Origin of the sequence: Curtobacterium caseinilyticum, from assembly GCF_030363035.1 — a bacterium.
GTDB lineage: Bacteria > Actinomycetota > Actinomycetes > Actinomycetales > Microbacteriaceae > Curtobacterium > Curtobacterium caseinilyticum.
In genome coordinates this window covers 73044-94978 of the sequence record NZ_JAUCMN010000009.1, presented here as the reverse complement: position 1 = coordinate 94978, position 21935 = coordinate 73044, and the positions used below count along the sequence as shown (strand labels likewise).

At 73.1% G+C, this 21935-nt stretch carries 24 protein-coding genes and 1 pseudogene; 14 read left to right on the top strand and 11 right to left on the bottom strand.

Annotated features, from left to right (window positions below):
* Positions 1-83: 83 nt before the first annotated feature.
* From uraH to QUG93_RS13125, 5 genes and pseudogenes are all read right to left on the bottom strand, one after another.
* The gene (uraH, locus tag QUG93_RS13145) at positions 84-422 is read right to left on the bottom strand and encodes a hydroxyisourate hydrolase (protein ID WP_289474625.1); all 339 of its coding nucleotides are present in this window, start codon (positions 420-422) and stop codon (positions 84-86) included.
* Positions 423-881 (bottom strand): annotated as a pseudogene (gene uraD / locus QUG93_RS13140) (2-oxo-4-hydroxy-4-carboxy-5-ureidoimidazoline decarboxylase); the annotation flags it as partial. It lies immediately after the preceding gene.
* A 174-nt stretch (positions 882-1055) separates the two neighbouring features.
* Positions 1056-1538 carry an FBP domain-containing protein gene (locus QUG93_RS13135; RefSeq protein ID WP_289474547.1) on the bottom strand — a complete coding sequence of 161 codons (483 nt, stop codon included), beginning with the start codon at positions 1536-1538 and terminating at the stop codon, positions 1056-1058.
* Positions 1539-1788: 250 nt separating this feature from the next.
* Entirely contained in the window at positions 1789-2172 is a 384-nt protein-coding gene (locus QUG93_RS13130; protein ID WP_289474546.1) for an alpha-amylase inhibitor, read from the bottom strand.
* 76 nt (positions 2173-2248) lie between these two features.
* A complete protein-coding gene (locus tag QUG93_RS13125) occupies positions 2249-2893 on the bottom strand; it encodes an SAM-dependent methyltransferase (RefSeq protein WP_289474624.1) in 645 nt (214 codons plus the stop codon).
* Positions 2894-2940: 47 nt separating this feature from the next.
* On the opposite strand from QUG93_RS13125, the gene QUG93_RS13120 reads away from it, so the two are divergent.
* The gene (locus QUG93_RS13120; RefSeq protein WP_289474545.1) at positions 2941-3195 is read left to right on the top strand and encodes a hypothetical protein; all 255 of its coding nucleotides are present in this window, start codon (positions 2941-2943) and stop codon (positions 3193-3195) included.
* Positions 3196-3212: 17 nt separating this feature from the next.
* Here the strand turns inward: QUG93_RS13120 and QUG93_RS13115 are convergent, their stop codons facing one another.
* The 3 genes from QUG93_RS13115 to QUG93_RS13105 form a co-directional block, all read right to left on the bottom strand.
* Positions 3213-4118 carry a helix-turn-helix transcriptional regulator gene (locus QUG93_RS13115; protein ID WP_289474544.1) on the bottom strand — a complete coding sequence of 302 codons (906 nt, stop codon included), beginning with the start codon at positions 4116-4118 and terminating at the stop codon, positions 3213-3215.
* Between the two features lie 233 nt (positions 4119-4351).
* Positions 4352-5671: a hemolysin family protein gene (locus QUG93_RS13110; RefSeq protein WP_289474542.1), complete on the bottom strand. Its 1320-nt coding sequence runs from the start codon at positions 5669-5671 to the stop codon at positions 4352-4354.
* Positions 5672-5830: 159 nt separating this feature from the next.
* A complete protein-coding gene (locus QUG93_RS13105) occupies positions 5831-6991 on the bottom strand; it encodes a M23 family metallopeptidase (RefSeq protein WP_289474541.1) in 1161 nt (386 codons plus the stop codon).
* Positions 6992-7153: 162 nt separating this feature from the next.
* On the opposite strand from QUG93_RS13105, the gene QUG93_RS13100 reads away from it, so the two are divergent.
* The gene (locus QUG93_RS13100; RefSeq protein ID WP_289474540.1) at positions 7154-7642 is read left to right on the top strand and encodes a hypothetical protein; all 489 of its coding nucleotides are present in this window, start codon (positions 7154-7156) and stop codon (positions 7640-7642) included.
* Between the two features lie 253 nt (positions 7643-7895).
* Entirely contained in the window at positions 7896-10106 is a 2211-nt protein-coding gene (locus QUG93_RS13095; RefSeq protein WP_289474538.1) for an NADP-dependent isocitrate dehydrogenase, read from the top strand.
* 317 nt (positions 10107-10423) lie between these two features.
* On the opposite strand, the gene QUG93_RS13090 is transcribed toward QUG93_RS13095, so the two are convergent.
* Positions 10424-10876, bottom strand: coding sequence for a DUF3817 domain-containing protein (locus tag QUG93_RS13090; RefSeq protein WP_289474537.1), 453 nt, complete (start codon positions 10874-10876; stop codon positions 10424-10426).
* Between the two features lie 89 nt (positions 10877-10965).
* Between QUG93_RS13090 and QUG93_RS13085 the strand changes: the two genes are divergently transcribed.
* A complete protein-coding gene (locus tag QUG93_RS13085) occupies positions 10966-11742 on the top strand; it encodes a ThuA domain-containing protein (RefSeq protein WP_289474536.1) in 777 nt (258 codons plus the stop codon).
* Positions 11739-12887, top strand: coding sequence for a PP2C family protein-serine/threonine phosphatase (locus QUG93_RS13080; RefSeq protein ID WP_289474535.1), 1149 nt, complete (start codon positions 11739-11741; stop codon positions 12885-12887). The genes QUG93_RS13085 and QUG93_RS13080 overlap by 4 nt, the downstream gene beginning before the upstream one ends.
* 172 nt (positions 12888-13059) lie before the next feature.
* Here the strand turns inward: QUG93_RS13080 and QUG93_RS13075 are convergent, their stop codons facing one another.
* Positions 13060-13491 carry a hypothetical protein gene (locus QUG93_RS13075; RefSeq protein WP_289474533.1) on the bottom strand — a complete coding sequence of 144 codons (432 nt, stop codon included), beginning with the start codon at positions 13489-13491 and terminating at the stop codon, positions 13060-13062.
* 81 nt (positions 13492-13572) lie between these two features.
* Between QUG93_RS13075 and QUG93_RS13070 the strand changes: the two genes are divergently transcribed.
* The 8 genes from QUG93_RS13070 to QUG93_RS13035 all read left to right on the top strand — a co-directional run bounded on the left by QUG93_RS13070 (position 13573) and on the right by QUG93_RS13035 (position 20640).
* Positions 13573-14238 (top strand): ScbR family autoregulator-binding transcription factor, encoded by a 666-nt coding sequence (locus QUG93_RS13070; RefSeq protein ID WP_289474531.1) that lies wholly within the window; start codon positions 13573-13575, stop codon positions 14236-14238.
* A gap of 128 nt (positions 14239-14366) precedes the next feature.
* Positions 14367-15155 carry an aminoglycoside phosphotransferase family protein gene (locus QUG93_RS13065; protein WP_289474530.1) on the top strand — a complete coding sequence of 263 codons (789 nt, stop codon included), beginning with the start codon at positions 14367-14369 and terminating at the stop codon, positions 15153-15155.
* Positions 15156-15306: 151 nt separating this feature from the next.
* The gene (locus QUG93_RS13060) at positions 15307-15930 is read left to right on the top strand and encodes a DUF6197 family protein (RefSeq protein ID WP_289474528.1); all 624 of its coding nucleotides are present in this window, start codon (positions 15307-15309) and stop codon (positions 15928-15930) included.
* Positions 15927-16622 (top strand): DinB family protein, encoded by a 696-nt coding sequence (locus QUG93_RS13055; RefSeq protein ID WP_289474525.1) that lies wholly within the window; start codon positions 15927-15929, stop codon positions 16620-16622. The genes QUG93_RS13060 and QUG93_RS13055 overlap by 4 nt, the downstream gene beginning before the upstream one ends.
* 206 nt (positions 16623-16828) lie before the next feature.
* Positions 16829-17476, top strand: coding sequence for an ABC transporter permease (locus QUG93_RS13050; RefSeq protein ID WP_289474524.1), 648 nt, complete (start codon positions 16829-16831; stop codon positions 17474-17476).
* On the top strand, positions 17463-18764 hold the full coding sequence (locus QUG93_RS13045; RefSeq protein ID WP_289474523.1) for an ABC transporter ATP-binding protein: 1302 nt from the start codon (positions 17463-17465) through the stop codon (positions 18762-18764). Before QUG93_RS13050 ends, QUG93_RS13045 begins: the two co-directional genes overlap by 14 nt.
* Complete coding sequence (locus QUG93_RS13040; protein WP_289474522.1) at positions 18761-19525, top strand: ABC transporter permease; 765 nt, start codon at positions 18761-18763, stop codon at positions 19523-19525. The genes QUG93_RS13045 and QUG93_RS13040 overlap by 4 nt, the downstream gene beginning before the upstream one ends.
* Positions 19522-20640, top strand: coding sequence for a glycine betaine ABC transporter substrate-binding protein (locus tag QUG93_RS13035; protein ID WP_289474520.1), 1119 nt, complete (start codon positions 19522-19524; stop codon positions 20638-20640). Before QUG93_RS13040 ends, QUG93_RS13035 begins: the two co-directional genes overlap by 4 nt.
* 107 nt (positions 20641-20747) lie before the next feature.
* On the opposite strand, the gene QUG93_RS13030 is transcribed toward QUG93_RS13035, so the two are convergent.
* Entirely contained in the window at positions 20748-21023 is a 276-nt protein-coding gene (locus tag QUG93_RS13030; RefSeq protein WP_289474518.1) for a hypothetical protein, read from the bottom strand.
* A gap of 217 nt (positions 21024-21240) precedes the next feature.
* Here QUG93_RS13030 and QUG93_RS13025 point away from each other — a divergent pair, with 217 nt between their 5' ends.
* On the top strand, positions 21241-21927 hold the full coding sequence (locus QUG93_RS13025; RefSeq protein WP_289474516.1) for a hypothetical protein: 687 nt from the start codon (positions 21241-21243) through the stop codon (positions 21925-21927).
* Positions 21928-21935 lie beyond the last annotated feature (8 nt).

The following is a 21935-nucleotide window of genomic DNA, read 5'->3' as shown; positions in this document are numbered from 1 at the left end:
CCGTGATGCCGCGAAACTGTCCGCTCACGCGAGACTCGGGCGCGGCGCGGCGCGGCGCGGCGCGGCGCGGCGCGGCCGGGCGCTCAGCTGCCGCGGTAGGTGCTGTGGGCGAAGGGGCTGAGCAGCAGCGGCACGTGCAGGTGGTCGGTCCCGGTCACCGTGAACGCCACGACGACGTACGGGTGGAACGTCGGGACCCCGGCGGCGCGGTGGTGGGCGCCGGTGTCGAACCGGAGCTCCAGGTCGCCGCGGGGCAGCACGTCGGGGCCGAGTCCGGCGCGACCGTCCGCGTCGGTCTCTCCCGTGGCCAGGACCTCGCCGTCGGTGGTGCGCAGCGTCAGCACGATGCCCGCGGCCGGGGTGCCGGTGCGGGCGTCGAGCACGTGCGTGGTCAGGTGCGGGACGCCGAAGGTCGCGCGGATCCGGTGCACGGCGATGTCGGCGAGGGCCGCCGTGGCCTCGGCGACCTCGGTCTCCGGGTCCCCCGCGAGCCGCCGCTCGAGCTCGGCGAGGAGCTCCTCGGGCGTCCGGCCGGCGGCTCGCACGAGGAACACCCGGCCGAACCGGTCCTCGTACGCGGCGTTCCCGCGGGCGATCGCCGCTGCGACGCGGTCGTCGGCGGTGGCCATCGCACCCTGCTCGCGGGCCGACGACGCCTCGGTGGTGCGCTCGCCGATGCGCGGGTGCTCTGCGAGGGCGGTGTCGAGGTCCGCCGCGGTCCACTCCGCTGCGGCCTCGGTCGCCGCGGCGACCAGGGCGGGCACGGTGCGGAACGGTCGGGCAGCGACCAGGGCGTCGGCCCAGACCGGCACCGCTGCCCAGTGCAGGGCGGTCCGTCGGGCGTCGTCGGCGGGGGCGGAGTCGAAGTCGCGGAGGTCCACCCGCCACACCCTAGGGACCCCGCGTTACGCCGGCGTTTCCCCTTCGCGAAACGCAACCTCGGCGGCTGCTCGCAGCGGTACAGCGCTGCGAGCAACCGCCAACGTTGCGTTTTGCGGGACACGCGGGACCGGCGGGACCGGCGGGACCGGCGGGACCGGCGGGACTGGCGGGTGTCAGAGCTCGGCGGCGAAGGACGCGACCCGCAGCTGCAGGTCCTCGATCCGACGCAGCCGGGCGGCCTCGACGTCGTAGCCCTCGTACGCCGGGGGGACCGGGCGCCGGACGTTCCGGGAGCACTGGAAGTCCTGGCAGACGAGGGTGCCGACGGTGTTGCCGTTCCGACCGGCCTTCCCCGAGCGCTTGGCGGCGTAGAACACCACGTCGTTCGGCAGCTTGACGTCCTGGCACCACGAGCACTGTGCCCGTGCACGCGGCGATGCCTCGGCCTGCCGGAACAGGATCCCGACGAGGTCGCCCTCGAGCGTCGGGACCACGACGTAGGCGCGGCGCGCGGTCTTCGGGTCCCGCCAGCCGAGGAAGTCGATCGACTCCCAGTCCAGCGTCTCGAGGTCGGTGGGCAGCGTCAGGTCCGTCACTTCCTTGCGGGAGGCGTTGACGAACGATGATCGGATGGTCTTCTCGCTGATGGGCAGCACGGTGTGGTCGCTCTCGAGAGGGCCCGGGCGCGGAGACGCGCCGCACGGGCGGAGATGTGGTCAGGGTTCGACGAACGCGGCCGTGCCGGACGGCACAGCTGGGGGCGTCACGCCCTGATGCCGGCGCTCTGCGCGCCGACCACCTCCTGCTGACTCACGGCTCCAGCCTACGACGGCGTGTCAACCCGGACGAGACGAAGGGCGTGCCCCGGGAGACCCCAGGACACGCCCCTCGCGGCTTCCGGTCGCGTCAGCAGGTGTAGACGCCACGCGCCGTCGCGTACGCCAGGCCCGGGTAGGAGGTGTACGGGACGCCGATCTTCTGCCCCTTCGCGATGGTCCTGCACGGCGAGTCGAAGCCGTACTGCACGTCGACCTTGATCCGCAGTGTCGCCTGGCAGTTGTTCTTCACGTAGACGAGGCCGGTCTGGGTCACGATGCCCGCCTGCGAGATGTACGGAGTGTTGCCGCTCAACGCGACACAGGCCGGGACGTACGCCTGCGCTGCCGTTGCGGAGATCGTGGTGAAGCCGAGCGCGAGCGCGACGACCGCGAGGGCGGCGCCAGCTCGACGGATCGCTCGGGTCCCGCGCGCTCGGGTGGTCGTGGTCTCGGTCGTGTACTGGTCGGTCATGGGTCCCCCTCTGGAACGATCTTGTACGAACACTCAGGCTAGGGGGTGGAACGACCATTCCGCTACCCGTCCACGATCACGCGGGCACGGTTCGGACCAGCAGCACCACGGAACCGTCGAGCGTCGGCCGACGCCGGAGCGGACCGTACCGGTCGTCCCACGCGCCGGTCTCGAGCGCCGTCCGCAGCGCGGCCACCGACCGCCGGGCGGTCAGGTCGTCGACGCGGCCCCAGGCAGGGTCAGCCGCTCGGGCACCGGCATCGAGCAGGCGTTCGGGGCGGGCGTAGTACGCCTCGGCGAACCCGTCCACGCAGGTGAAGGGCACCGGTAGGCGGACGACCTCGACCCGCGCTCCCAGCTCGGCGGCGATCTGGTCGAGGGTGGGTAGCGTGGCTGCCTCGGCGGCGACGACCTCGGGCGCGTACTCGGCAAGCCATCCGACCCGGAGCCGGTCCGGGTCGCGCGCCAGAACGACGACCGCGCCGACCGCGGGGCGTGCGAGCGCGGCGACGGTGTCCACGCTCGGGAAGGTCAGCAAGGTGGCATCGGCGGCCCCGTCGGTGACGACCTGCCGGTCCGCGGGCACGTACGACACCGGACCCGGCCGCACCTCGCGCACGGTGCGGGCCTCACCGAGGGCCTTCGCGACCGCACGGACAAACGACGGTTCCGGACGTCGGTGTCGGCGCACGAGCGCCGCTCGGTCCCCGTCCGTCGGCATCGTCGTCACCGCGCCACCTTACGGAGCGTCCCTGCTAGCGTCGCAGGATGGTCTCCGGGGGATTCGCCGTCGTCAGCCTCGTCTACCTGGCGGTGGTCGTGCTGCTGCTCGTGCTCGTGGTCGCGCTCATCCTGCTCGTGTTCGCCGCGGTCCGGGTACTGCGGCTGACCGCGACCGAGAAGGAGCTGCGCATCGACCGGCTCCGCGTCGATCTGCTCGTCGACACGCTCGGCGGTGACGACCCCGACGGTTCCGGAGACGCGGGCACCACGGACCGCCCGTCGGGTCCGTCCGCCGCCTGACGTCGAGCCGCCGACGCTCAGTCGTCCTGCTCGACCTCGCCTGCGCGCACGGCGGCGAGCCGCTCGGACCGCTCGGTGGCCGCCCAGGTCCCGAGCAGCGCGAGCGACCGCTCGGACTCGCTGCCCGGCTCCGCCGAGTAGGTGAACATCGTCAGGCCCGGGTCGGCGACGAGCTCGAGCGCCTCGAAGTCGAGCTGCAGCTCGCCCACGATCGGGTGCGCGATCCGCTTGCCGCCCCGGCGGTGCACCCGCACGTCGTGCGCTGCCCACCAGCCGCGGAACTCCTCGCTCCGCGTCGACAGCTCGCCCACGAGCGTGACCAGTCCGGGCTCGCACGGATTCGCGACCGCGGCGGCGCGGAGGACGGCGACGGCCTCGCGGGCGGTGGCGGCCCAGTCGGGGAAGAACTCGCGGGCGGCCGGGTCGAGGAAGGTGAACCGTGCGGTGTTGACCGGACGACCGGGGCCGGCGAACATCGGCGCGTAGAGCGCACGGCCGAGCTCGTTCGTCGCGACGACGTCGCCGCGCTCGTTCCGCACCCAGGCCGGCGCGCCGGTGATCGCGTCGAGCAGGCGCTGCACGCCCGGGCGCACCCGCGTCGGGACGTTCCGGTGCATCACCTTGACCCCCGCGTTCGCCAGCCGTGCGAGGTCGAACAGGTGCACGCGCTCGTCCTCGTCGAGCTGCAGCGCTGCGGCGAGCCCCTCGAGCACGCTGTCGGACACGCCCTTGAGCGAGCCCCGCTCGAGCCGCGTGTAGTAGTCGACGCTCACGCCGGCGAGCATGGCGACCTCGTGTCGTCGCAGCCCGGGGACCCGGCGCACACCGCCGCCGAACGACGGCATGCCGACCTCGTCCGGAGTGAGCCGCGCCCGCCGCGAGGACAGGAAGTCACGGATCTCGTTGCGCACGTCGATACCCATGCGACGAGCGTACGTGGCGGGACCGGTACGGAGACAGGCACCCGCGGTACCCGTGAGGCGCAGGCGCGCGCCGAGACGACGTCGCTCAGCCGAGACGCACCGGCTCCGCTGACACGCACCGCGATCCCGCGACGTCCCGGCTCCTCGGGGGCGTCTCGCCGGAGCGCGACCAGGGGACGGACGGGAGGCACGGTGCGGGCCGGCACCGTGCCTCCCGTCCGGCGGGCACCCGCCTACGCGACGGGCGGGGCGGCGTGCACCGGCTCGGCCGGTGCGGTCGACGGACCGGGGTGTGCTGTGACGCGGACGCGCGCGACGCGGTGGCCGTCCATCTCGGTGACCTCGAGGCGGTGGCCCCCGGCGTCGACGACGTCGCCGACCTCCGGGACGCGGTCGAGGTGCACCTGCACGAGGCCGCCGACCGTCTCGTAGTCGCCGTCGGGCAGCTGCGGGCCGCCGTCGGCCGCCAGGTCCTCGAGCACCGTGGCACCGTCGATCCCGTCGGACCGGGCCGCGGACTCGTCGTACTCCGGCGTGTCCCACTCGTCGCGGATCCGTCCGACGAGGTCCTCGAGCAGGGCCTCGAGGGTGACCATGCCCGCGCTGCCGCCGTACTCGTCCACGACGAGGGCGATCTGGTGGCCGTCCGTGCGCATGTCCGCGATGGCGCTCGACAGCGACTTCGTCTCCGGCATCGCCAGCACGGGGCGCACGAGGGTCGACACCGCGGCCGCGGGGTCGGTCGGACGGAGCAGGTCGCGCAGGTGCACGAAGCCGGCGACGTCGTCGCGCGACCCCTCGGTCACCAGGTACCGGCTGTGCCCGACCTCGATCGCGTGGTCGGTGGCCTCGGCGATGGACAGCGAGGCGTCGATCGTGGAGACGTCGTACCAGGGCCGCATCGACTCGCGCAGGATCCGGTCGCTCGCGTCGAGCGCACTCCGGGCGATGCGGCGGCCCTGCGCGTCGATCGCGTCGTGGTCGTCGACCAGGCCGCGGAGCTCCTCGGTGCTCATCGACTCGCTACGCGCGTCCGGGTCACCACCGAGCAGGCGGACCACGGCGTTCGTGGTCTTCGACAGCACCCAGATCACCGGGCGCATCAGGGTCGCGAAGCGGTCGAGGGTGGGGGCGACGGCCATCGAGAAGCCCTCGGCTCGCTGCAGGGCGAGGCGCTTCGGCACGAGCTCGCCGAACACGAGCGACAGGTACGCGATCACGAGGGTCATGAGCACGAGCGCGACCGCCTCGGCACCACCCTGGTCGAGCCCGAGGCCCGTGAGCAGCGGAGCGACGTCGGGTGCGATCGAGGACGCACCGTAGGCGGCCGAGAAGAAGCCGGCGACGGTCACGCCGATCTGGACGGCGGAGAGGAAGCGGTTCGGGTCACGGCCGAGGGCGGCGACCCGTGCTCCCCGGGAGCCGCGCCGCTCGAGCTGCTGGAGCTGTGACTCGCGGAGCGACACGAGCGCGATCTCGGCTGCGGCGAAGACTCCGCCGACGAGCACGAAGAGGATGACGAGCCCGAAGGCGATCCAGGTGTCGGCGTCCACTAGCGGGACACCCCCGAGGGTCGACGACGGGCGGGCGGTCTGTGGTGATCGTCCATGCTGTGATCTTGCACAGGCCGCCTGGGACGCTCCCGCACCGGTGCTGCGGGAGGGCTGTGGAAGCGCTCCGCCGGACGTCCGTCAGTGGCGGACGACGGGTGGTCAGACCGTCAGGGGACGGCCGATGCGTGCCTCGAGCCAGGCCTCCGGGTCGATGGGCGTGACGCCGTCCATCAGGACCTCGAGGTGCAGGTGCGCGCCCGTCGAGACGCCGGAGGACCCGACGCTCCCGATGAACTGTCCGGCTGCGACGGTGTCGCCGACGCGGAGCGGCGAGGACCCCGGGATCATGTGGCCGTACAGGGTCGAGACGCGGCGGCCGTCGATGACGTGGTCGATGATGACCGTCGTGCCGTACGAGAAGTACGTGCCGGAGACCCGGACCGTCCCCGCGGCGACGGCGCCGATCGGAGCGCCCATGCCGGGGTTGAAGTCGAGGCCCTGGTGGAGCGACGAGCACGCGCCGCACGGCGCAGCGCGGTACCCGAAGCCCGAGCTCATCCGCACCGGGCCCGGGAAGGGGGAACGGACCTCGCCGCCCGCGGAGACCGAGCCGGCGTCCGAGCCACCGGCGACCGCACCGCCGGGGGCCGCGACGACGACCTTCGACGCCGCGTTGACCGTGAAGTCGTCACGGTCGAGCGTGCTCGCCGTGACCGCCTGTGTGACGGCGTAGTCCTGGGTGCGGACCTGCGGGGCGAGCGTCGACGTCGCGGTCGACGTCCCGGCGCTGGCGTGTGCGGGCATCGCCGAGGCGGCGAACATCGCGAGGGCGGCCGCCGCGCTGGTCAGCGTGATGCGGCTGGCGCGGTGCGAGCGCGACGGACGAGGGCGGGGAGCGGTGGCGGTCACCGAGGCGGATCGACGCCGGACGACCTTGGTGATCCGGGTGTCGACGTGCTCGGTGGCGACGCGCGCCGTGGTCGTCCGGCGGCCGGCCCGTGCCGTGACCCGGACGGTCTTCGCGGCCGGTGCTGCCGTGGAGGCGGCCGGAGCGGGAGTCGGCGCCACGGGTGCTGGATCCGCAGCGGGCGCTGCGACGACCGCGGGAGCCGCGGGTGCGGCGACGGCTGCGGGTGCGGCGACGACCGGGGCTCCCGGAGCGGTCACGGGGAGGGCTGCGGTGCTGCGGGGCGACCGGGGAGCGCGGGGTCGGCGTGCGGGCTTCTTCGCGGCGGCGCGCTCGGCCTCGAGGGCAGCGCGACGGGACAGGTGCACGACCGGGGTCTCCGGCGGCTGCTGGTCGGTGTCGTGTGTCGTCATGGCCGCAGACCATTCTGCACGAGTCTGTCGCTTTGTACAGGCCTTTCCGTGATCTTCTCGTTACACAACGCCTGGCAGTCCGCCGACGTGTCACGGCGACGGCGTACCGGCTGGACGTCCGGTCGGTAGTGTCCGACACCAGCGACCGGAAGGACCTGCGCCATGGCCCGAACGCCGCGGGAACGGCACGAACCCATCGACCTCGCGACCGCCGAGGTCGTCCTGGCCGGCACGCAGGAGCTGCTCCCCGTGCTCCGCGCGTCCGCGGTGCGAGCCGGTGTGGAGGCCCGGCGCATGCGGGTCGTCGGGGTGGACGACCTCCACGATCCGCACGAGCACGCCGAGGCCGACCTCGCCGTGATCGCGATCCGCCGCCCCGGCGACGACCCGGCCTTCCACCGTGCGCAGGAGGCCGCCGAGCGCATCGCACCGCTCCTCGCGCCGCACGCGGTCCGCGTCGTCATCACCGTCTCGGGCGTCACACGTCTCGCGCCGAAGGTGGAGCGCACGCTGACGTCCGAGGTGCTGCACCAGATCGGCGTGGCGTCGGCCCGGTCCGGCTTCAAGCGCCCCTTCCGGAGCATGCGGACGCGGCTCGGGACCGCCGGGTTGCGGGCTGCCGGGGTGCGGGTCTTCCGGATCACGGTCTGAGCGTCGCCGCGGCGACCGGCGGCGGGCGACCGGCGGCGGGCGACCGGCGACCGGCGACCGGCGACCGGCGGCGCCGTCACGTGCTTGCGGGAGACCGTGGGAGGCGACGTGGCCGTGGTGGTCCGGTGTGCCTCCCGTGCGTTCGCCGGGCGTCCTGGCGCTGTCGGCGGCAGGAGGTATCTTGATGTCGAGACATCCCGCGCCGCGAGTAGCGTGGACGTACCGACGGTCGAACAAGGGAGTACCCGCCAGCATGGCCAAGATCATCTACACGCTCACGGACGAGGCACCGTTCCTCGCCACCCACTCGTTCCTGCCGGTCGTCGAGGCGTTCGCGCGCACCGCGGGGGTCGACGTCGAGACCCGCGACATCTCGCTCTCCGGACGGATCATCGCCCAGTTCCCGGAGCGGCTCAGTGACGAGCAGCGCCTGGACGACGCCCTGGCCGAGCTCGGTGACCTGGCGGGGACCCCCGAGGCGAACATCATCAAGCTGCCGAACATCTCGGCGTCGATCCCCCAGCTCAAGGCGGCGATCACGGAACTGCAGGCGCAGGGCTACGACCTGCCCGCGTACCCGGACGAGCCCACCACGGACGAGGAGCGCGACGTCCGCGCCCGCTACGACCGCGTCAAGGGCAGCGCCGTGAACCCGGTGCTGCGCGAGGGCAACTCGGACCGCCGCGCGCCGCTCTCGGTCAAGAACTACGCCAGGAAGCACCCGCACCGCATGGGTGCGTGGAGCGCCGACTCGAAGACCAACGTCGTGACGATGGGCAAGGACGACTTCCGCTCGAACGAGCAGTCGTGGATCGCGCCGGCCGACGACACCCTGACCATCGAGTTCGTGGCGGCCGACGGCGACACCACCGTGCTCAAGCAGTCGATCCCCGTCCTGGCGGGCGAGGTCGTCGACGGCACCGTGCTGCACGTCCGCGCGCTCGAGGCCTTCCTGCGCGACCAGATCGCCGCCGCGCAGGAGCAGGGCGTGCTGTTCTCGGTGCACCTCAAGGCCACGATGATGAAGGTCTCCGACCCGATCATCTTCGGCCACGTCATCCGTGCGTTCTTCCCGAGCGTGTTCGAGCGCTTCGGTGCCGACCTCGCCGCCGCGGGGCTCAACCCGAACGACGGCCTCGGCTCGATCCTCGCCGGGCTCGACGGCGTGCCGAACGGTGCCGAGATCAAGCAGGCGTTCGCAGAGGGCCTCGACGCCGGCCCCGAGCTCGCGATGGTCGACTCGGACAAGGGCATCACCAACCTGCACGTGCCGAGCGACGTCATCGTCGACGCCTCGATGCCCGCGATGATCCGCACCTCCGGCCACATGTGGGGCCCGGACGGCGAGGAGCGCGACACCCTCGCGGTCATCCCGGACTCGAGCTACGCCGGCATCTACCAGGCCGTCATCGAGGACTGCCGCGCGAACGGCGCCTTCGACCCGTCGACCATGGGTTCGGTGCCGAACGTCGGGCTCATGGCGCTGAAGGCCGAGGAGTACGGCTCGCACGACAAGACGTTCGAGGTCCCCGGCGACGGGAAGGTCCGCGTCGTCACGAGCTCGGGCGAGACCGTCATCGAGCACGACGTCGAGCAGGGTGACATCTGGCGCGCCTGCCAGACCAAGGACGTGGCGATCCGCGACTGGGTGAAGCTCGCCGTGACCCGCGCCCGTGCCACCGGCTCCCCCGCGGTGTTCTGGCTCGACGAGACCCGAGCGCACGACGCGAACCTGATCGGCCTGGTGCGGACGTACCTCGGCGACCACGACACCGACGGTCTGCAGATCGAGGTCATGGCCCCCGAGGACGCCATGCGCTTCTCGCTGGAGCGCATCCGCCGCGGCGAGGACACCATCTCGGTCACGGGCAACGTGCTCCGCGACTACCTCACCGACCTGTTCCCGATCATGGAGCTCGGCACCTCGGCGAAGATGCTCTCCGTCGTCCCGCTCCTCGGCGGCGGCGGGCTGTTCGAGACCGGTGCCGGCGGCTCGGCCCCGAAGCACGTGCAGCAGCTCGTCGAGCAGGACTACCTGCGCTGGGACTCCCTCGGCGAGTTCCTCGCGCTCGCCGTGTCCTTCGAGCACCTCGCCGGCGTGACCGGCAACGCGCGGGCCAAGGTCCTGGCGGACACGCTCGACCGCGCCACGGGCACGTTCCTCGACGAGGACAAGTCGCCCGGCCGCAAGCTCGGCTCGATCGACAACCGTGGCAGCCACTTCTACCTGGCGAAGTACTGGGCCGACGAGCTCGCCCGCCAGACCGAGGACGCCGAGCTCGCGGCGGCCTTCCAGGGGCTGGCGTCGCAGCTCGCCGAGCACGAGCAGACGATCGTCGACGAGCTGGTCGCGGTCCAGGGCAAGCCGGCCGACATCGGTGGGTACTACCGCCCGGACACGGCCAAGACGAACGCCGTGATGCGTCCGTCCGCCACGTTCAACGAGGCGCTCGCGACGCTGTAGGCGCGCACCGACGACGGACGGGAGGCGCGGTGCCGGCTGGCACCGCGCCTCCCGTCCGTCCCGTGCCCCGCCCGGCACCCGCCCACGCGACCCGCGCCCGCGCCCGTTCCCGTTCCCGTTCCCGAGGTTCCGAAATTCTGGAATCTGGGCGCACCTCCCGCGCTGTACCGGAACCTCGACGGAACCGAGCGGCGATTCGTGGAACCTCGGCGCTCAACGGTCGGGTGCGCCGAGGGCGGGCGGGGGCGCGGGCGGGCGGGCGTGCGTGCGTGCGTGCATGCGTGCATGGGTGCGCGCCGCGACGCCTCCCGCCGGCGTCAGCCCTTCGGGACCGGGGGACCCACCACGAGCAGGCCGCCGAACACCAGGGCGACCGCCACCAACCCGATCCCCGCCGACACCACGGGCCGACGGACCACGAGGAAGAGCAGGCGGTCCCAGAGCCCCGAGCGCTCGTCGGCGGTCCGCCGCCAGGGGCCCTCGAGCATGCCGCGGCGGGCGACCGCGACCTCGAACGGCACCGTGGCGTAGGGCACGACGGCGCTCACCCACCCGAGCAGCAGCGCCCCGACGGACCACCGCTGGTTGACCGCGACGACCGTCGTCACGACGAGGTACGCCAGGAAGACGAAGCCGTGGATGCTCCCGCCGATGCGCACGCCCCAGTCGCCGGCGTCCAGCCCGTACTTGAGCACCATGCCGGCGATGAGCAGCGTCCAGGTCACGAGTTCGGCCACCGCGGCGGCGCGGAACAGGGATCGGGGAGTCATGGCGACATCGTCGCGCACCCCTCCTGCAGAACGCCCGACACACCGCAGGTCGTATCGATTCGACCAGGGGAGCGGGTAGCGTCGGGACCATGTCAGCGCCGACCGAGGACCGTCCCCTGAACATCGTCGTCTGGAACGAGAACGTGCACGAGAGCCGCGGCGACGCGACCGTGCTCGGTCACTACCCCGACGGCATGCACACCGTGATCGCCGCCGCGCTCCGCGAGCACCACCCGGAGGCGTCGGTGACCACCGCCACGCTCCAGGAGACCGAGCACGGTCTGTCCGCCGAGCGGCTCGCGACGACCGACGTGCTGTTCTGGTGGGGACACGTGGCACACCAGGACGTCTCGGACGAGGTCGTCACCCGCGTGGTCGAGGCCGTGCACGCCGGCATGGGGCTCGTCGTGCTGCACTCGGGGCACTACTCGAAGCCGTTCACCCGGCTGATGGGGACGACCTGCTCGCTCAAGTGGCGGAACGACGGGGAGCGGGAGCTCGTCTGGACGATCGCGCCCGAGCACCCGATCGCTGCCGGGGTCCCCCACCCGATCGTCATCGACCGCCAGGAGATGTACGGCGAGTACTTCGACATCCCGCGCCCGGACGAGGAGGTCTTCCTCTCCACCTTCGCCGGCGGCGAGGTGTTCCGGTCGGGCGTCGCGTACCGCCGCGGCCTCGGCAGGGTGTTCTACTTCTCGCCCGGCGACCAGGAGTACCCCGTGTACCACCACCAGGACGTCCAGCGGGTCCTGGCGAACGCCGCGGCCTGGGCGGCACCGGTGTCCGAGCGACGCGGACTGACTGCTGACCCGCACCCGCGGGACTGGTTCCTCGCCGGTGGAGCGGGTACACAGGAGGGGTGACCAACCATCTCGACGGTGCGGACCGCCGCACCGCGGTGATCGAGGCGCTCGAGGTACTCGGATCAGGGCCCGAGGAGCGCTTCGACCGCATCACCCGCATGACCCACGAGGCGTTCGGCGTCCCGCTGACCTTCCTCAACCTCGTCCACCACGACCTCGTCACCACGCAGTCGACGTTCGGGTTCCAGCAGGGCACGAGCGTGCCGGCGACCGAGCAGTTCTGCGCGACGACGGTGCTGTCGCCCGACCCGATGGTGATCCCGGACGTGGCGCTCGACGTCCGGTTCGCCCAGACGCCGGCCGCGACCGAGTACGGCATCCGCTTCTACGCGGGCGCTCCGCTGACGATGCCCGACGGCACCCGCGTCGGCACCCTCTGCGTGATGGACGCGCAGCCGCGGGTGTTCTCCGACGAGGACCTCGCGCTCCTCGGCGACCTCGCCCGCTGGGCAGAACGGGAGCTCGGACACTCGATCGAGCGCGGTCGCGTGCAGCGCGTGCTCACCGGACTCGTGCCGGACCCGGTCGAGGTGCCGGGGACGTCGGTCGTGGGTCTGGTCGTCCCGAACGAGGACGGCGGGGACCTCGCCGACTGGCGGGTCGCCGCGGACGGCTCGGTGCACGTGACGGTCGGCACGGTGACCGCACCCGGCCGCGCGTCGGCGCTCCTCGCCGCGTCGGTCCGTGCCGCCGCGGTCGCCCGGACCGACGTCGCGCTCGGCGGTGCGGTCGCCGGCCTGGAGGCGCAGCTCGCCCACGACCTGTCGGCCGCCGGTGCCGTCGGCTCGCTGCTGCACCTGCGGTTCGACCCGACGTCGGGTCACGCCGAGTGGGTGGACGCCGGCCACGGCCCGGCGCTGCACGTGCGCGCCGACGGCACGGTGACCGCGCTGCGCTCCACCGACCTGCCGATCGGCCTGCAACCCACCGGGGTCGCCCGCACCGTCGGCGGGGTCGACCTCGCCCGCGGCGACCGGGTCGTGGTCGTGACGGACGGGGCCCTGGCGCTCGACGGCGTCGGCGGCCTGGACGGCCTCGGCGCGCTCGCGGCGGCGCACCCGGACGACCTGGTGGAGCACGTGCGGAGGCTCGTGCCTGCGGGCACCGCCGAGGACGTCACCGTCGTCGTGCTGACGCGACGCTGAGGCAGTGCATGTCCGGGTGAGCGCGTCCGGCCGGCCCCCTGGTCGGCGGGTGCGGTCCGGCCGGCCCCATGGTCGGCGGGTGCGGTCTGGTCGGGCCTCAGTGCCCCTGGTCGGCAGGTGCGGTCTGGTCGGGCCTCAGTGCCCTGGTCGGCGGGTGCGATCCGGCCGGGCCTCAGCGCCCGCGCGGGGCCGGGCGACCGGTGGCCGTCGCGACGAGGAGCGTGGCCAGGAGTGCGAAGCCGGCGAGCTCGACGCCGAGCCCGGCGGTCTTCCAGTAGGCGCTGCCCACCACCTGCGGCTGCGTGATGGCGCCGGGCCACCACGGGTCGAGGAACGGCAGCGTGCCGGGGAACGGGTCGAGTCCGAGGACGACGAGCCCGCCGAGCAGCAGCACGACGCCGAGGCCGGCCATCGCCCCACGGGAGCGGTGCAGCATCCGGACGACGAGGGCGGCGGCCATGCCGGCGAGCCCGACCACCGCCAGCAGGAAGGCGACGACGACGATCGGTTGCGGGGTGAGGGCCACCCAGTCGAGCACGGCGATCGGCAGCAGCAGCCACCGTCCCGCCCGTGCCCAGCGCCGCGGGTTCCGCCATCCGTCCATGCCGGTCACCGTACGACAGCGCGCCGGGAGGTCCCCTGAGGGCCTCCCTCCGCACGAGGGCGTCTGGCTAGCATCGACCGCATGGCGCAGGACGGCCGGATCAGGCAGGAACGGGCGGTGGCCACGCGCGCGGCGCTCATCGCGGCGGCCGCGGCGGAGTTCGACGAGCGCGGGTACCTCGGGGCGTCGATGGACGGGGTCGCCGAGCGTGCCGGCATGACCAAGGGCGCCCTCTACTTCCACTTCCGCTCGAAGGCCGACACCGCCAGCGCCGTGATCGCGGAGCAGGACGCCATCTCACGGCGGTACGCCGAGGTCGCCGCCACCCGGTCCTCGTCGCCGCTGGAGTCGCTCATGTGGATGACGCAGGGCATCGCGTCGCAGATGACGCGCGAGGTCGTCGTCCGGGCGGGACTGCGGCTCGCGGCCGACCCGAACGCCCGGGAGATCCCCCGCGACCACCCCTACGAGCACTGGGTGGAGCACACGGCGGACATCATCCGGCGGGCGATCGCCACGGGCGAGGTCGATCCGTCGTGGGACCCGGAGCTGATCGGCCGCGTGGTGAGCCCGGCGGTCGCGGGCGTGCAGATGGTGTCGGACATGCTGCACGACCGCGCCGACCTGTACGAGCGCCTGCAGGAGCTCTGGACGATGCTGCTGTCGGGCATCGCCTCGGAGCGGACCCGCGCGGAGGTCCCCCGACTCGTGGCGATCATCCGGCCCGAGGCACCCGACGGAGCGTGAGCGACGCGGGTCCCCCCAGGGACACCCACGTCGCTGTCCTTGGAGGATACCAAGGAGTACGTTTCCGGAGCAGCCCCACTTCGCGGGACCGGTCCACCCCCGTCCGTGGGCCTCGGTACCCTGACCCGATGGGCACACCGGCCGCCGAGTTCCCCGTCGACGTCGACCTCGTCGCCGCACTGCTGCGGGACCAGCACCCCGACCTCGCCGACCTGGAGCTGCGGGTCGTCGCGGCAGGCTGGGACAACGTCGTCGTCCGCGCCGGGGACGACCTGGCCGTGCGGTTGCCGCGACGCTCCGCCGCCGCCGTGCTCGTCGAGCACGAGCAGCGCTGGCTGCCGGGGATCGCCGCGCGCGTGGCCGACGTCGTGCCCGTGTCCGCGCCGGTCCGCACCGGGCGGCCGGCGCTCGGGTACCCGTGGGCGTGGAGCGTCGTGCGGTGGCTCCCGGGCCGACCGGCGGGGGAGCAGCACCCGCAGGGCGCCGGGGTCGCCACGGACCTGGCGGCGTTCGTCGCACGCCTGCACGTGCCGGCCCCGGTGGACGCCCCCGTGAACCCGGTGCGCGCCGTCCCGCTCGCGACGCGGAGCGACGCCGTGCTGACGCGACTGGCTGCGACGGACGTGCCCCGTGCCGTGGAGCTGGTGGCGCTCTGGCGGACCGCGGCCGACGCGCCGACGCACGCCGGGCCTCCCGTCTGGGTGCACGGCGACCTGCACCCGTTCAACCTGCTCGTGCAGGCGTCGCCGACGGGCGACCGGCGGCTGCCGGCGGTGATCGACTTCGGCGACGTGACGGCGGGGGACCCGGCGGTGGACCTGGCGACGCGGTGGCTGACGCTGGACCACGAGGGGCGGCGCACCCTCGCCGGACTCGTCACGGCGGACGACGCCACGTGGCTCCGGGCGCGCGGGTGAGCGGTGTCCATCGCGTCCGCGCTCGCGACCACCGACGACGACGCCTTCCGGACCGTGGCCGCACGCGCGATCGACGCGGTGCTGGACGACTGAGGCCGCACGGGCTTATCGTTCCCTCACCTGTCCGTGCACTGGAGATCGGAGGGGCCTGATGACCCTCGAGTTCCGCGTCCCGCACGACGTCGACACCGACGCCTCTCCCGCCCCGTCCACCCGACCCGACGCCGCCGGACGCACCGGCCTGCGCGGACTGCTCGACCGCCTGGCCGCCCGCCGGGGCAGCGCCCGCGACCGACGGCTGGTCGCCCACCTGCACGAGCTCGACGACCTGCAACGCCTGCTGACGAACGCCCGCGGGGTCGTCGAGCGCGGCTGGATCCAGCACTCCTGGTTCGCGTACCTCGACGAGCACGGTCGCGTCCGGAAGGCCTCGAGCGCCGCCGCGATGGACGTGCAGGGGCGCCCCCTGGTCGCCGCGTGCCTGGTCGGCGCCGTCGTCTCCGCCGCCGGCGGGCCGCAGGTCGTGCACTCGCAGCAGGTCCAGCGTGCGCTCGACCTGGTCTGGCACGCCCTCGCCGCCGACGAGGGCCAGCCGGTCGCGTGGTGCCCGGCACCGGACCTCCGGATGGCCCGGGTGCGTGACCTGACGAGCTGGAACGACGGCCCGGCGCGGACCTCGGCCGAGGTGGCGTCGTTGCTCCTCACCGCGGAACGGGTCGCCGTGCACGAGTCGGAGCGCGTCGCGGCGCGGAGGGTGGCAGCATCGGCGACATGACGACCGCCGAACCCGTCCCCCCGGTCACCCCCGCGCCGCCGTCCACGTCGATCGCGGCGAGCGGGCTGTCGTCGCTGTCCGCAGAGGGCTCGACGCCGACGACCGACGCAGCGATGGTGAAGGACACGCTGCACGCGTACCTGCGGAAGCACCGGGCCGCGCTGCTCGCCAAGCTCGACGGGCTGGCGGAGCGGCAGGCCCGGTGGCCGCTCACCCCGACCGGGACGAACGTGCTCGGGCTCGTCAAGCACGTCGCCGGGGTGCAGGCCGGGTACCTCGGCCTGGTGTTCGACCGTCCGTTGCCGGATGCGCCCGCCTGGCTCGACTCGTGGGACGGCGACGACATGTACGCCTCGCTCGACGAGTCGACGGCCGACGTCGTCGCCTTCCACCACCGCAGTGCCGCGCACGCCGACGCCACGATCGAGGCGCTCGACCTCGACGCCCGCGGGGTCGTGCCGTGGTGGCCGGAGGGGCGGCGCGAGGTCACGCTGCACCGCATCCTCGTGCACATGGCCTACGAGACCGCCCGGCACGCGGGGCACGCCGACATCGTGCGCGAGATGCTCGACGGCCTGGCCGGCGACGGGGACGGCAACCTCGCCGCCAAGACCCCCGAGGAGTGGGCGGCGTGGCGCGCGCACCTCGTCGACATCGCGGAGCGGGCGGGCCTGCCGGATCGGCCCCAGTAGCCGACGGTCGCTCGGCATCGTTACCGTTCTCCCAGGTCGGAGCGCGCGGACACAGCCTGACCTGGGCTTTCGTCCTGACGGGATCCGCAGGATCCGGATGATCCGGTCGCGTCCGGTTCGCCAGGACCGGTCCTGCTGCGTACCTTCGGACGGGTTCGTGCCCCGACCTGTGGGGCGTTCGGCCGACCAGGGAGGAGCGCCCACCCGTGTTCCAGTACGTCGTGGAGCGATGGGACCAGATCTGGTTCTCGTCGTGGCAGCACTTCTCACTGGTCGTCCAGTGCACCGTGCTCGCCACGCTCATCGCCGTGGTGCTCGCCGCACTCGTCTACCGCAGTCCGCAGCTGACCTCGATCGCGAACGGGGTGTCGGCCATCGGGCTGACGCTGCCGTCCTTCGCGGTGATCGGCCTGCTCATCGTCCCGCTCGGTTTCGGCGTGGTGCCGTCCGTCGTCACGGTCGTGTTCTTCGCGACGCTGCCGATCCTCCGGAACGCCGTCGTCGGCCTCGCCGAGATCCCGCCGACGGTCGTCGAGTCGGCGCGGGGGATCGGCATGAGCCGGATGCGCACGCTGCTGCAGGTCGAGCTGCCGATGGCGTGGCCGATCATCCTCAGCGGCATCCGGGTGTCCGCGCAGATGGTCATGGGCATCGCCGCGATCGCCGCCTACGCGCTCGGCCCGGGCCTCGGCGGCTTCATCTTCTCCGGCCTGTCGCGGCTCGGCGGGGCCAACGCCCTGAACTCCGTCGTCGTCGGCGTGGTCGGGGTCGTCCTGCTCGCGCTCGTCCTCGACCTGCTCCTGATCGGCCTCGGCCGCCTGACCACCCCGAGAGGTATCCGTGTCCAGCACTGACCCCACCACCACCACGAACGGGAACGACGTCACCGGTCGCAGCATCCTGCTCGACGAGGTCACGAAGCGGTACCCGGGGCAGCAGAAGCCCGCCGTCGACGGCATCACGCTCGAGATCCCCGCCGGCAAGGTCGTCATGCTCGTCGGACCCTCCGGCTGCGGCAAGACCACCACGCTGAAGATGATCAACCGACTCATCGAGCCGACCGAGGGCCGCATCGTCGTCGGCGACGAGGACGTCACCAGCATCGACGGCGACGAGCTCCGCCGACGCATGGGCTACGTGATCCAGGCCGGCGGGCTCTTCCCGCACATGACCGTCGCGGCGAACATCGCGATCGTGCCGAAGATGCTCGGCTGGTCGAAGGAGAAGATCGCCGCGCGCGTCGACGAGCTCCTCGACCTGGTGTCCCTCGACCCGGACACCTACCGCGACCGCTTCCCGCGCGAGCTCTCCGGCGGCCAGCAGCAGCGCGTCGGCGTCGCCCGGGCGCTCGCCGCCGACCCGCCCGTCCTGCTCATGGACGAGCCCTTCGGCGCGGTCGACCCGATCACCCGTCAGCGCCTGCAGGACGAGCTCCTCCGCATCCAGGAGGAGCTGCACAAGACGATCGTGATCGTCACGCACGACTTCGACGAGGCCGTGAAGCTCGGCGACTGGATCGTGATCTTCACCGAGGGCGCGCACATCGTGCAGTACGACACCCCGGAGCGGATCCTGGCCGAGCCGGCGAACGAGTTCGTGGAGAACTTCATCGGGTCCGGCGCCGGCCTCAAGCAGCTGACGCTCAACCGCGTGCGGGACGTCGAGCTCGCCTCGGCCGTGACCTGCTCGGCGGGCGAGGAGACCCGCGCAGTGCTCCAGCGCATGGACGAGGCCGGCGGGCACCAGCACGCCGTTGTCGTCGACCGCCGCCAGCGCCCGGTCGGCTGGCCCAGCCGCCGGCAGCTCGAACGTCTGACCCGCGTGCCCGAGGGCGTCGAGCCCGACCTGCCCGTCGTGGGTGAGGCGGCGACGCTCAACGACGCGCTCGACACCATGCTCGTGTCGAGCGCCGGCGCCGCCCTGGTCACCGGCCGCGGCGAGGCGTTCCGCGGGGTGATCACCGTCGAGACCGTCATGGACGCGATCACGCGGTCGCGCGCTGCGGCAGCATCCGACCAGGCCTACGTGCCCGTCGGCACGAACACGAACCCGATCGAGACCCTGCCGTCCTCGCCGGCGGCGGTCGAGGAGCGTGCCGACGAGCGCGCGGCCCAGGCCGGGACGGGCGAGGAGGCACGGTGACCACCACCGCCGTCGCCGGTCCCGCCACCGGGCAGCGCACCCCGTGGAAGGGGCTGCTCGTCCAGCCGATCGCGATCCTCGTCGTGCTCGCTGCGTGGGTGGTCTGGCTGTTCACCGCCGACCTCTCCGCGACCGAGCGCAACACGCTCAACCCCTCCGGCATCCTCGACCTGACCGGCCAGCACCTCGTGCTGACGCTCCAGGCCACCGTGCTCGTGCTCGTCATCGGCATCCCGCTCGGCGTCCTGCTCACCCGCGGGCCGTTCCGCCGCGCCAGCACCGCCGTGATCGCGATCGCGAACTTCGGGCAGGCGGCGCCGGCCGTCGGGCTCATCGTGCTGCTCGCCGCGTGGCTCGGCCTGAACAGCTGGTCCGCCGTCGTCGCGCTCGTGCTCTACGCGATCCTGCCGGTGCTCCGGAACACCATGCTCGGCGTGCAGAGCGTCGACGAGCGGCTCGTCGAGGCCGGTCGCGGCATGGGCATGAGCGCGTTCGCCGTCCTGCTCAAGGTCGAGCTGCCGCTCGCGGTCCCGGTCATGCTCTCCGGCATCCGCACGGCGCTGGTGCTGCTCGTCGGCACCGCCAGCCTGGCGACCTTCGTCGGCGCCGGCGGCCTCGGGCTGCTCATCACGACGGGTGTCAACCTGTTCCTGCCGAAGGTGCTCGTCTCCGGGGCGCTGCTCGTGGCGCTCCTCGCCCTGACCATCGACTGGATCGGCCGCGTGGTCGAGACGGTCGCACGACCGAAGGGACTCCGATGACGCACGCCAGCCGGAACCACGCCGACCGGACCCACGCCGACCGGACCCACGCCGACCGCGCCGAGGCGACGGCGGGCCGGGCCGGTGCGCCGGGCGCGAGCCGTGCCTCCCGTCCGTCCGTCCGTCGCCGCGCGCTCGCCGCGGCCGCCGTGGCGGGGGCCAGCGCCCTCGTCCTGTCCGGCTGCGGCCTGCAGCCGGCCGCGTCGTTCGTGCCCGGCGCCGCACCCGGCTCGATCCAGCGGATCGACGACCTGCCGGACGACGCCCACCTGACCGTCACGTCGAAGAACTTCACGGAGCAGCTCGTGCTCGGCAAGATCGCCGTGCTCGCAGCGAAGGCAGCGGGCTTCGACGTGACCGACGAGACGAACGTGCCCGGCTCCGTCGCGGTCCGCGAGCTCATGACGTCGCACAGCGCCGACTTCACCTACGAGTACACGGGCACGGCCTGGCTGACCTTCATGGCCCACGAGCAGGGGATCCCGGACAAGACCGAGCAGTGGCAGGCGGTCAGGGACGAGGACGCCGGCAACGGGTTGACCTGGCTCGAACCCGCACCGATGAACAACACGTACGCGTTCGCGGTGCGCGACGAGGCCGTGTCCGACCTCGACGACGTGAAGACGCTCTCCGACATCACGAAGCTGCCGGTCGACCAGCGCACGTTCTGCGTCGAGTCGGAGTTCAACTCGCGTGCGGACGGCTTCAAGCCGATGCTCGAGAAGTACGGGCTGGAGCTCGGCGGGTCCGGCGAGGACGGCGTCCCGACGTCGAACGTCAGCATCCTCGACACCGGCACCGTCTACACGGCCACCGACCGCGGCAAGTGCAACTTCGGCGAGGTCTTCACGACGGACGGCCGCATCAAGTCGCTCGGGCTGACCGTGCTCGAGGACGACCGCGGGTTCTTCCCGGCGTACAACGTCGCGCCGGTGATCGACTCCGAGACGCTCGAGCAGTACCCGCAGCTCCGCGACGTGTACGACCAGATCTCGCCGGCGCTCACCGACGAGGTCCTGCAGGAACTCAACCGGCAGGTGGACGTCGAGGGGCGCGAGCCGGCGGACGTCGCCTTCGACTGGATGGTGGACGAGGGCTTCATCACGGCGCCCTGACGGGCTGGGCCGGTGGATGGACGGGAGGCGCGGTGCCGGTGGCTGCCGCGCCTGACGTCGTCCGCGGGGTCGCGCTCTGCGCGGCAGGCCCGGCCGGCGGTCCTGGCTCAGCTGCTCTGCGAGACGCCCGCCCACACCGTGAAGAACCCGCCCGCGACCAGCAGGACCACGAGCAGGATCCAGACGGCGAGCGCGACGAGGTTGAGGAGGATGCCCCAGCCCGCCCGGCCGCGGGCCATGGGCTCGCGGCTGCGGGACGCGATGCCGAGGCAGAGCCCGACGACGGGAGCGAAGAAGGTCCAGCCGGCGAGCAGCGAGCAGACCCCGAGCACGAGGCTCGCGGTGCCGAGGCCGGTCCGAGGTGCGGTCTGCGTGGTGGTCATGCACACGACGCTACGGGGACCGGGGCCGGCACGCGTCCCCCTCCGGCGTGACGTCGGGTCCGCCTGCGGAAGGAGTTCCCCGGCGGGCGGTGCGGACGGTCGCCGCGGACGGGCCGTGCGGACGGGCGGTGCGGACGGTCACCGCGGACGGGCCGTGCGGACGGGCGGTGCGGACGGCCCCTGCGGACGGACGGCCGGACGCCGGTATCGTCGGGGCATGGCCCTGTTCGGACGACGCACCAAGCACGATGTCCGCGACCGACCCATCAGCCAGGTCGAGCTCAAGCGCGCGGTCGACGAGGGGTTCCTCATCGCGAAGGCCGCGGTGACCGTGGCGGTGGCCAACCGGATCATCACGAACGCCCTCCGCGACCAGGGGTACTTCGACCACGCCGTGATCGCCGAGGCCACCCGCCAGGAACTGCACCGGATGGCCGAGGAGCAGCGGGGCGACGCCGCCCGCATGCGCGAGATCCGGGCGACCTCGAGCAAGCAGAAGGGCCGGTCGCGGCACCAGCACGACTACAAGCGCGGCGACGACCTGAAACTCCGGACGCGCGAGGCCACGTACGAGCAGCTCGCCACGATGCTCGACGCACGTCGGGACGACCAGGGCTTCGTCGACCGCATCGTCCTGCAGGCGCGGGCGCGTGCGTGGGACGACATCGGCACGACGGTCGTCGGACGGCTCGGCTGGGCCCAGCGCCCGGCGGACGACTACGAGATCGGCCGTGACGAGCGCCTGCAGCAGATGCTCGACGAGGACTTCGCGGCGCTGCTCGCGGAGCACCCGACCGGCGCGGGGTCGCCCGCGACGACCGCGGCGGACGCCGACGAGCCGGACGAGGGCGACGGGCCCGAGGACGGCACCGACCCCGCGGACGCGGACACCGCGCGCCCCTGACCCTGCCC

What these genes read in the sequence shown, in the direction of transcription:
- QUG93_RS13075 (WP_289474533.1), bottom strand. Translation starts at nt 13,491, where the DNA reads ATGGACGGATGGCGGAACCCGCGGCGCTGGGCACGGGCGGGACGGTGG.
- QUG93_RS13070 (WP_289474531.1), top strand. Translation starts at nt 13,573, where the DNA reads ATGGCGCAGGACGGCCGGATCAGGCAGGAACGGGCGGTGGCCACGCGC.
- QUG93_RS13120 (WP_289474545.1), top strand. Translation starts at nt 2,941, where the DNA reads ATGGTCTCCGGGGGATTCGCCGTCGTCAGCCTCGTCTACCTGGCGGTG.
- QUG93_RS13085 (WP_289474536.1), top strand. Translation starts at nt 10,966, where the DNA reads ATGTCAGCGCCGACCGAGGACCGTCCCCTGAACATCGTCGTCTGGAAC.
- QUG93_RS13130 (WP_289474546.1), bottom strand. Translation starts at nt 2,172, where the DNA reads ATGACCGACCAGTACACGACCGAGACCACGACCACCCGAGCGCGCGGG.
- QUG93_RS13030 (WP_289474518.1), bottom strand. Translation starts at nt 21,023, where the DNA reads ATGACCACCACGCAGACCGCACCTCGGACCGGCCTCGGCACCGCGAGC.
- QUG93_RS13035 (WP_289474520.1), top strand. Translation starts at nt 19,522, where the DNA reads ATGACGCACGCCAGCCGGAACCACGCCGACCGGACCCACGCCGACCGG.
- QUG93_RS13095 (WP_289474538.1), top strand. Translation starts at nt 7,896, where the DNA reads ATGGCCAAGATCATCTACACGCTCACGGACGAGGCACCGTTCCTCGCC.
- QUG93_RS13065 (WP_289474530.1), top strand. Translation starts at nt 14,367, where the DNA reads ATGGGCACACCGGCCGCCGAGTTCCCCGTCGACGTCGACCTCGTCGCC.
- QUG93_RS13060 (WP_289474528.1), top strand. Translation starts at nt 15,307, where the DNA reads ATGACCCTCGAGTTCCGCGTCCCGCACGACGTCGACACCGACGCCTCT.
- QUG93_RS13125 (WP_289474624.1), bottom strand. Translation starts at nt 2,893, where the DNA reads ATGCCGACGGACGGGGACCGAGCGGCGCTCGTGCGCCGACACCGACGT.
- QUG93_RS13100 (WP_289474540.1), top strand. Translation starts at nt 7,154, where the DNA reads ATGGCCCGAACGCCGCGGGAACGGCACGAACCCATCGACCTCGCGACC.
- QUG93_RS13055 (WP_289474525.1), top strand. Translation starts at nt 15,927, where the DNA reads ATGACGACCGCCGAACCCGTCCCCCCGGTCACCCCCGCGCCGCCGTCC.
- QUG93_RS13105 (WP_289474541.1), bottom strand. Translation starts at nt 6,991, where the DNA reads ATGACGACACACGACACCGACCAGCAGCCGCCGGAGACCCCGGTCGTG.
- QUG93_RS13090 (WP_289474537.1), bottom strand. Translation starts at nt 10,876, where the DNA reads ATGACTCCCCGATCCCTGTTCCGCGCCGCCGCGGTGGCCGAACTCGTG.
- QUG93_RS13115 (WP_289474544.1), bottom strand. Translation starts at nt 4,118, where the DNA reads ATGGGTATCGACGTGCGCAACGAGATCCGTGACTTCCTGTCCTCGCGG.
- QUG93_RS13025 (WP_289474516.1), top strand. Translation starts at nt 21,241, where the DNA reads ATGGCCCTGTTCGGACGACGCACCAAGCACGATGTCCGCGACCGACCC.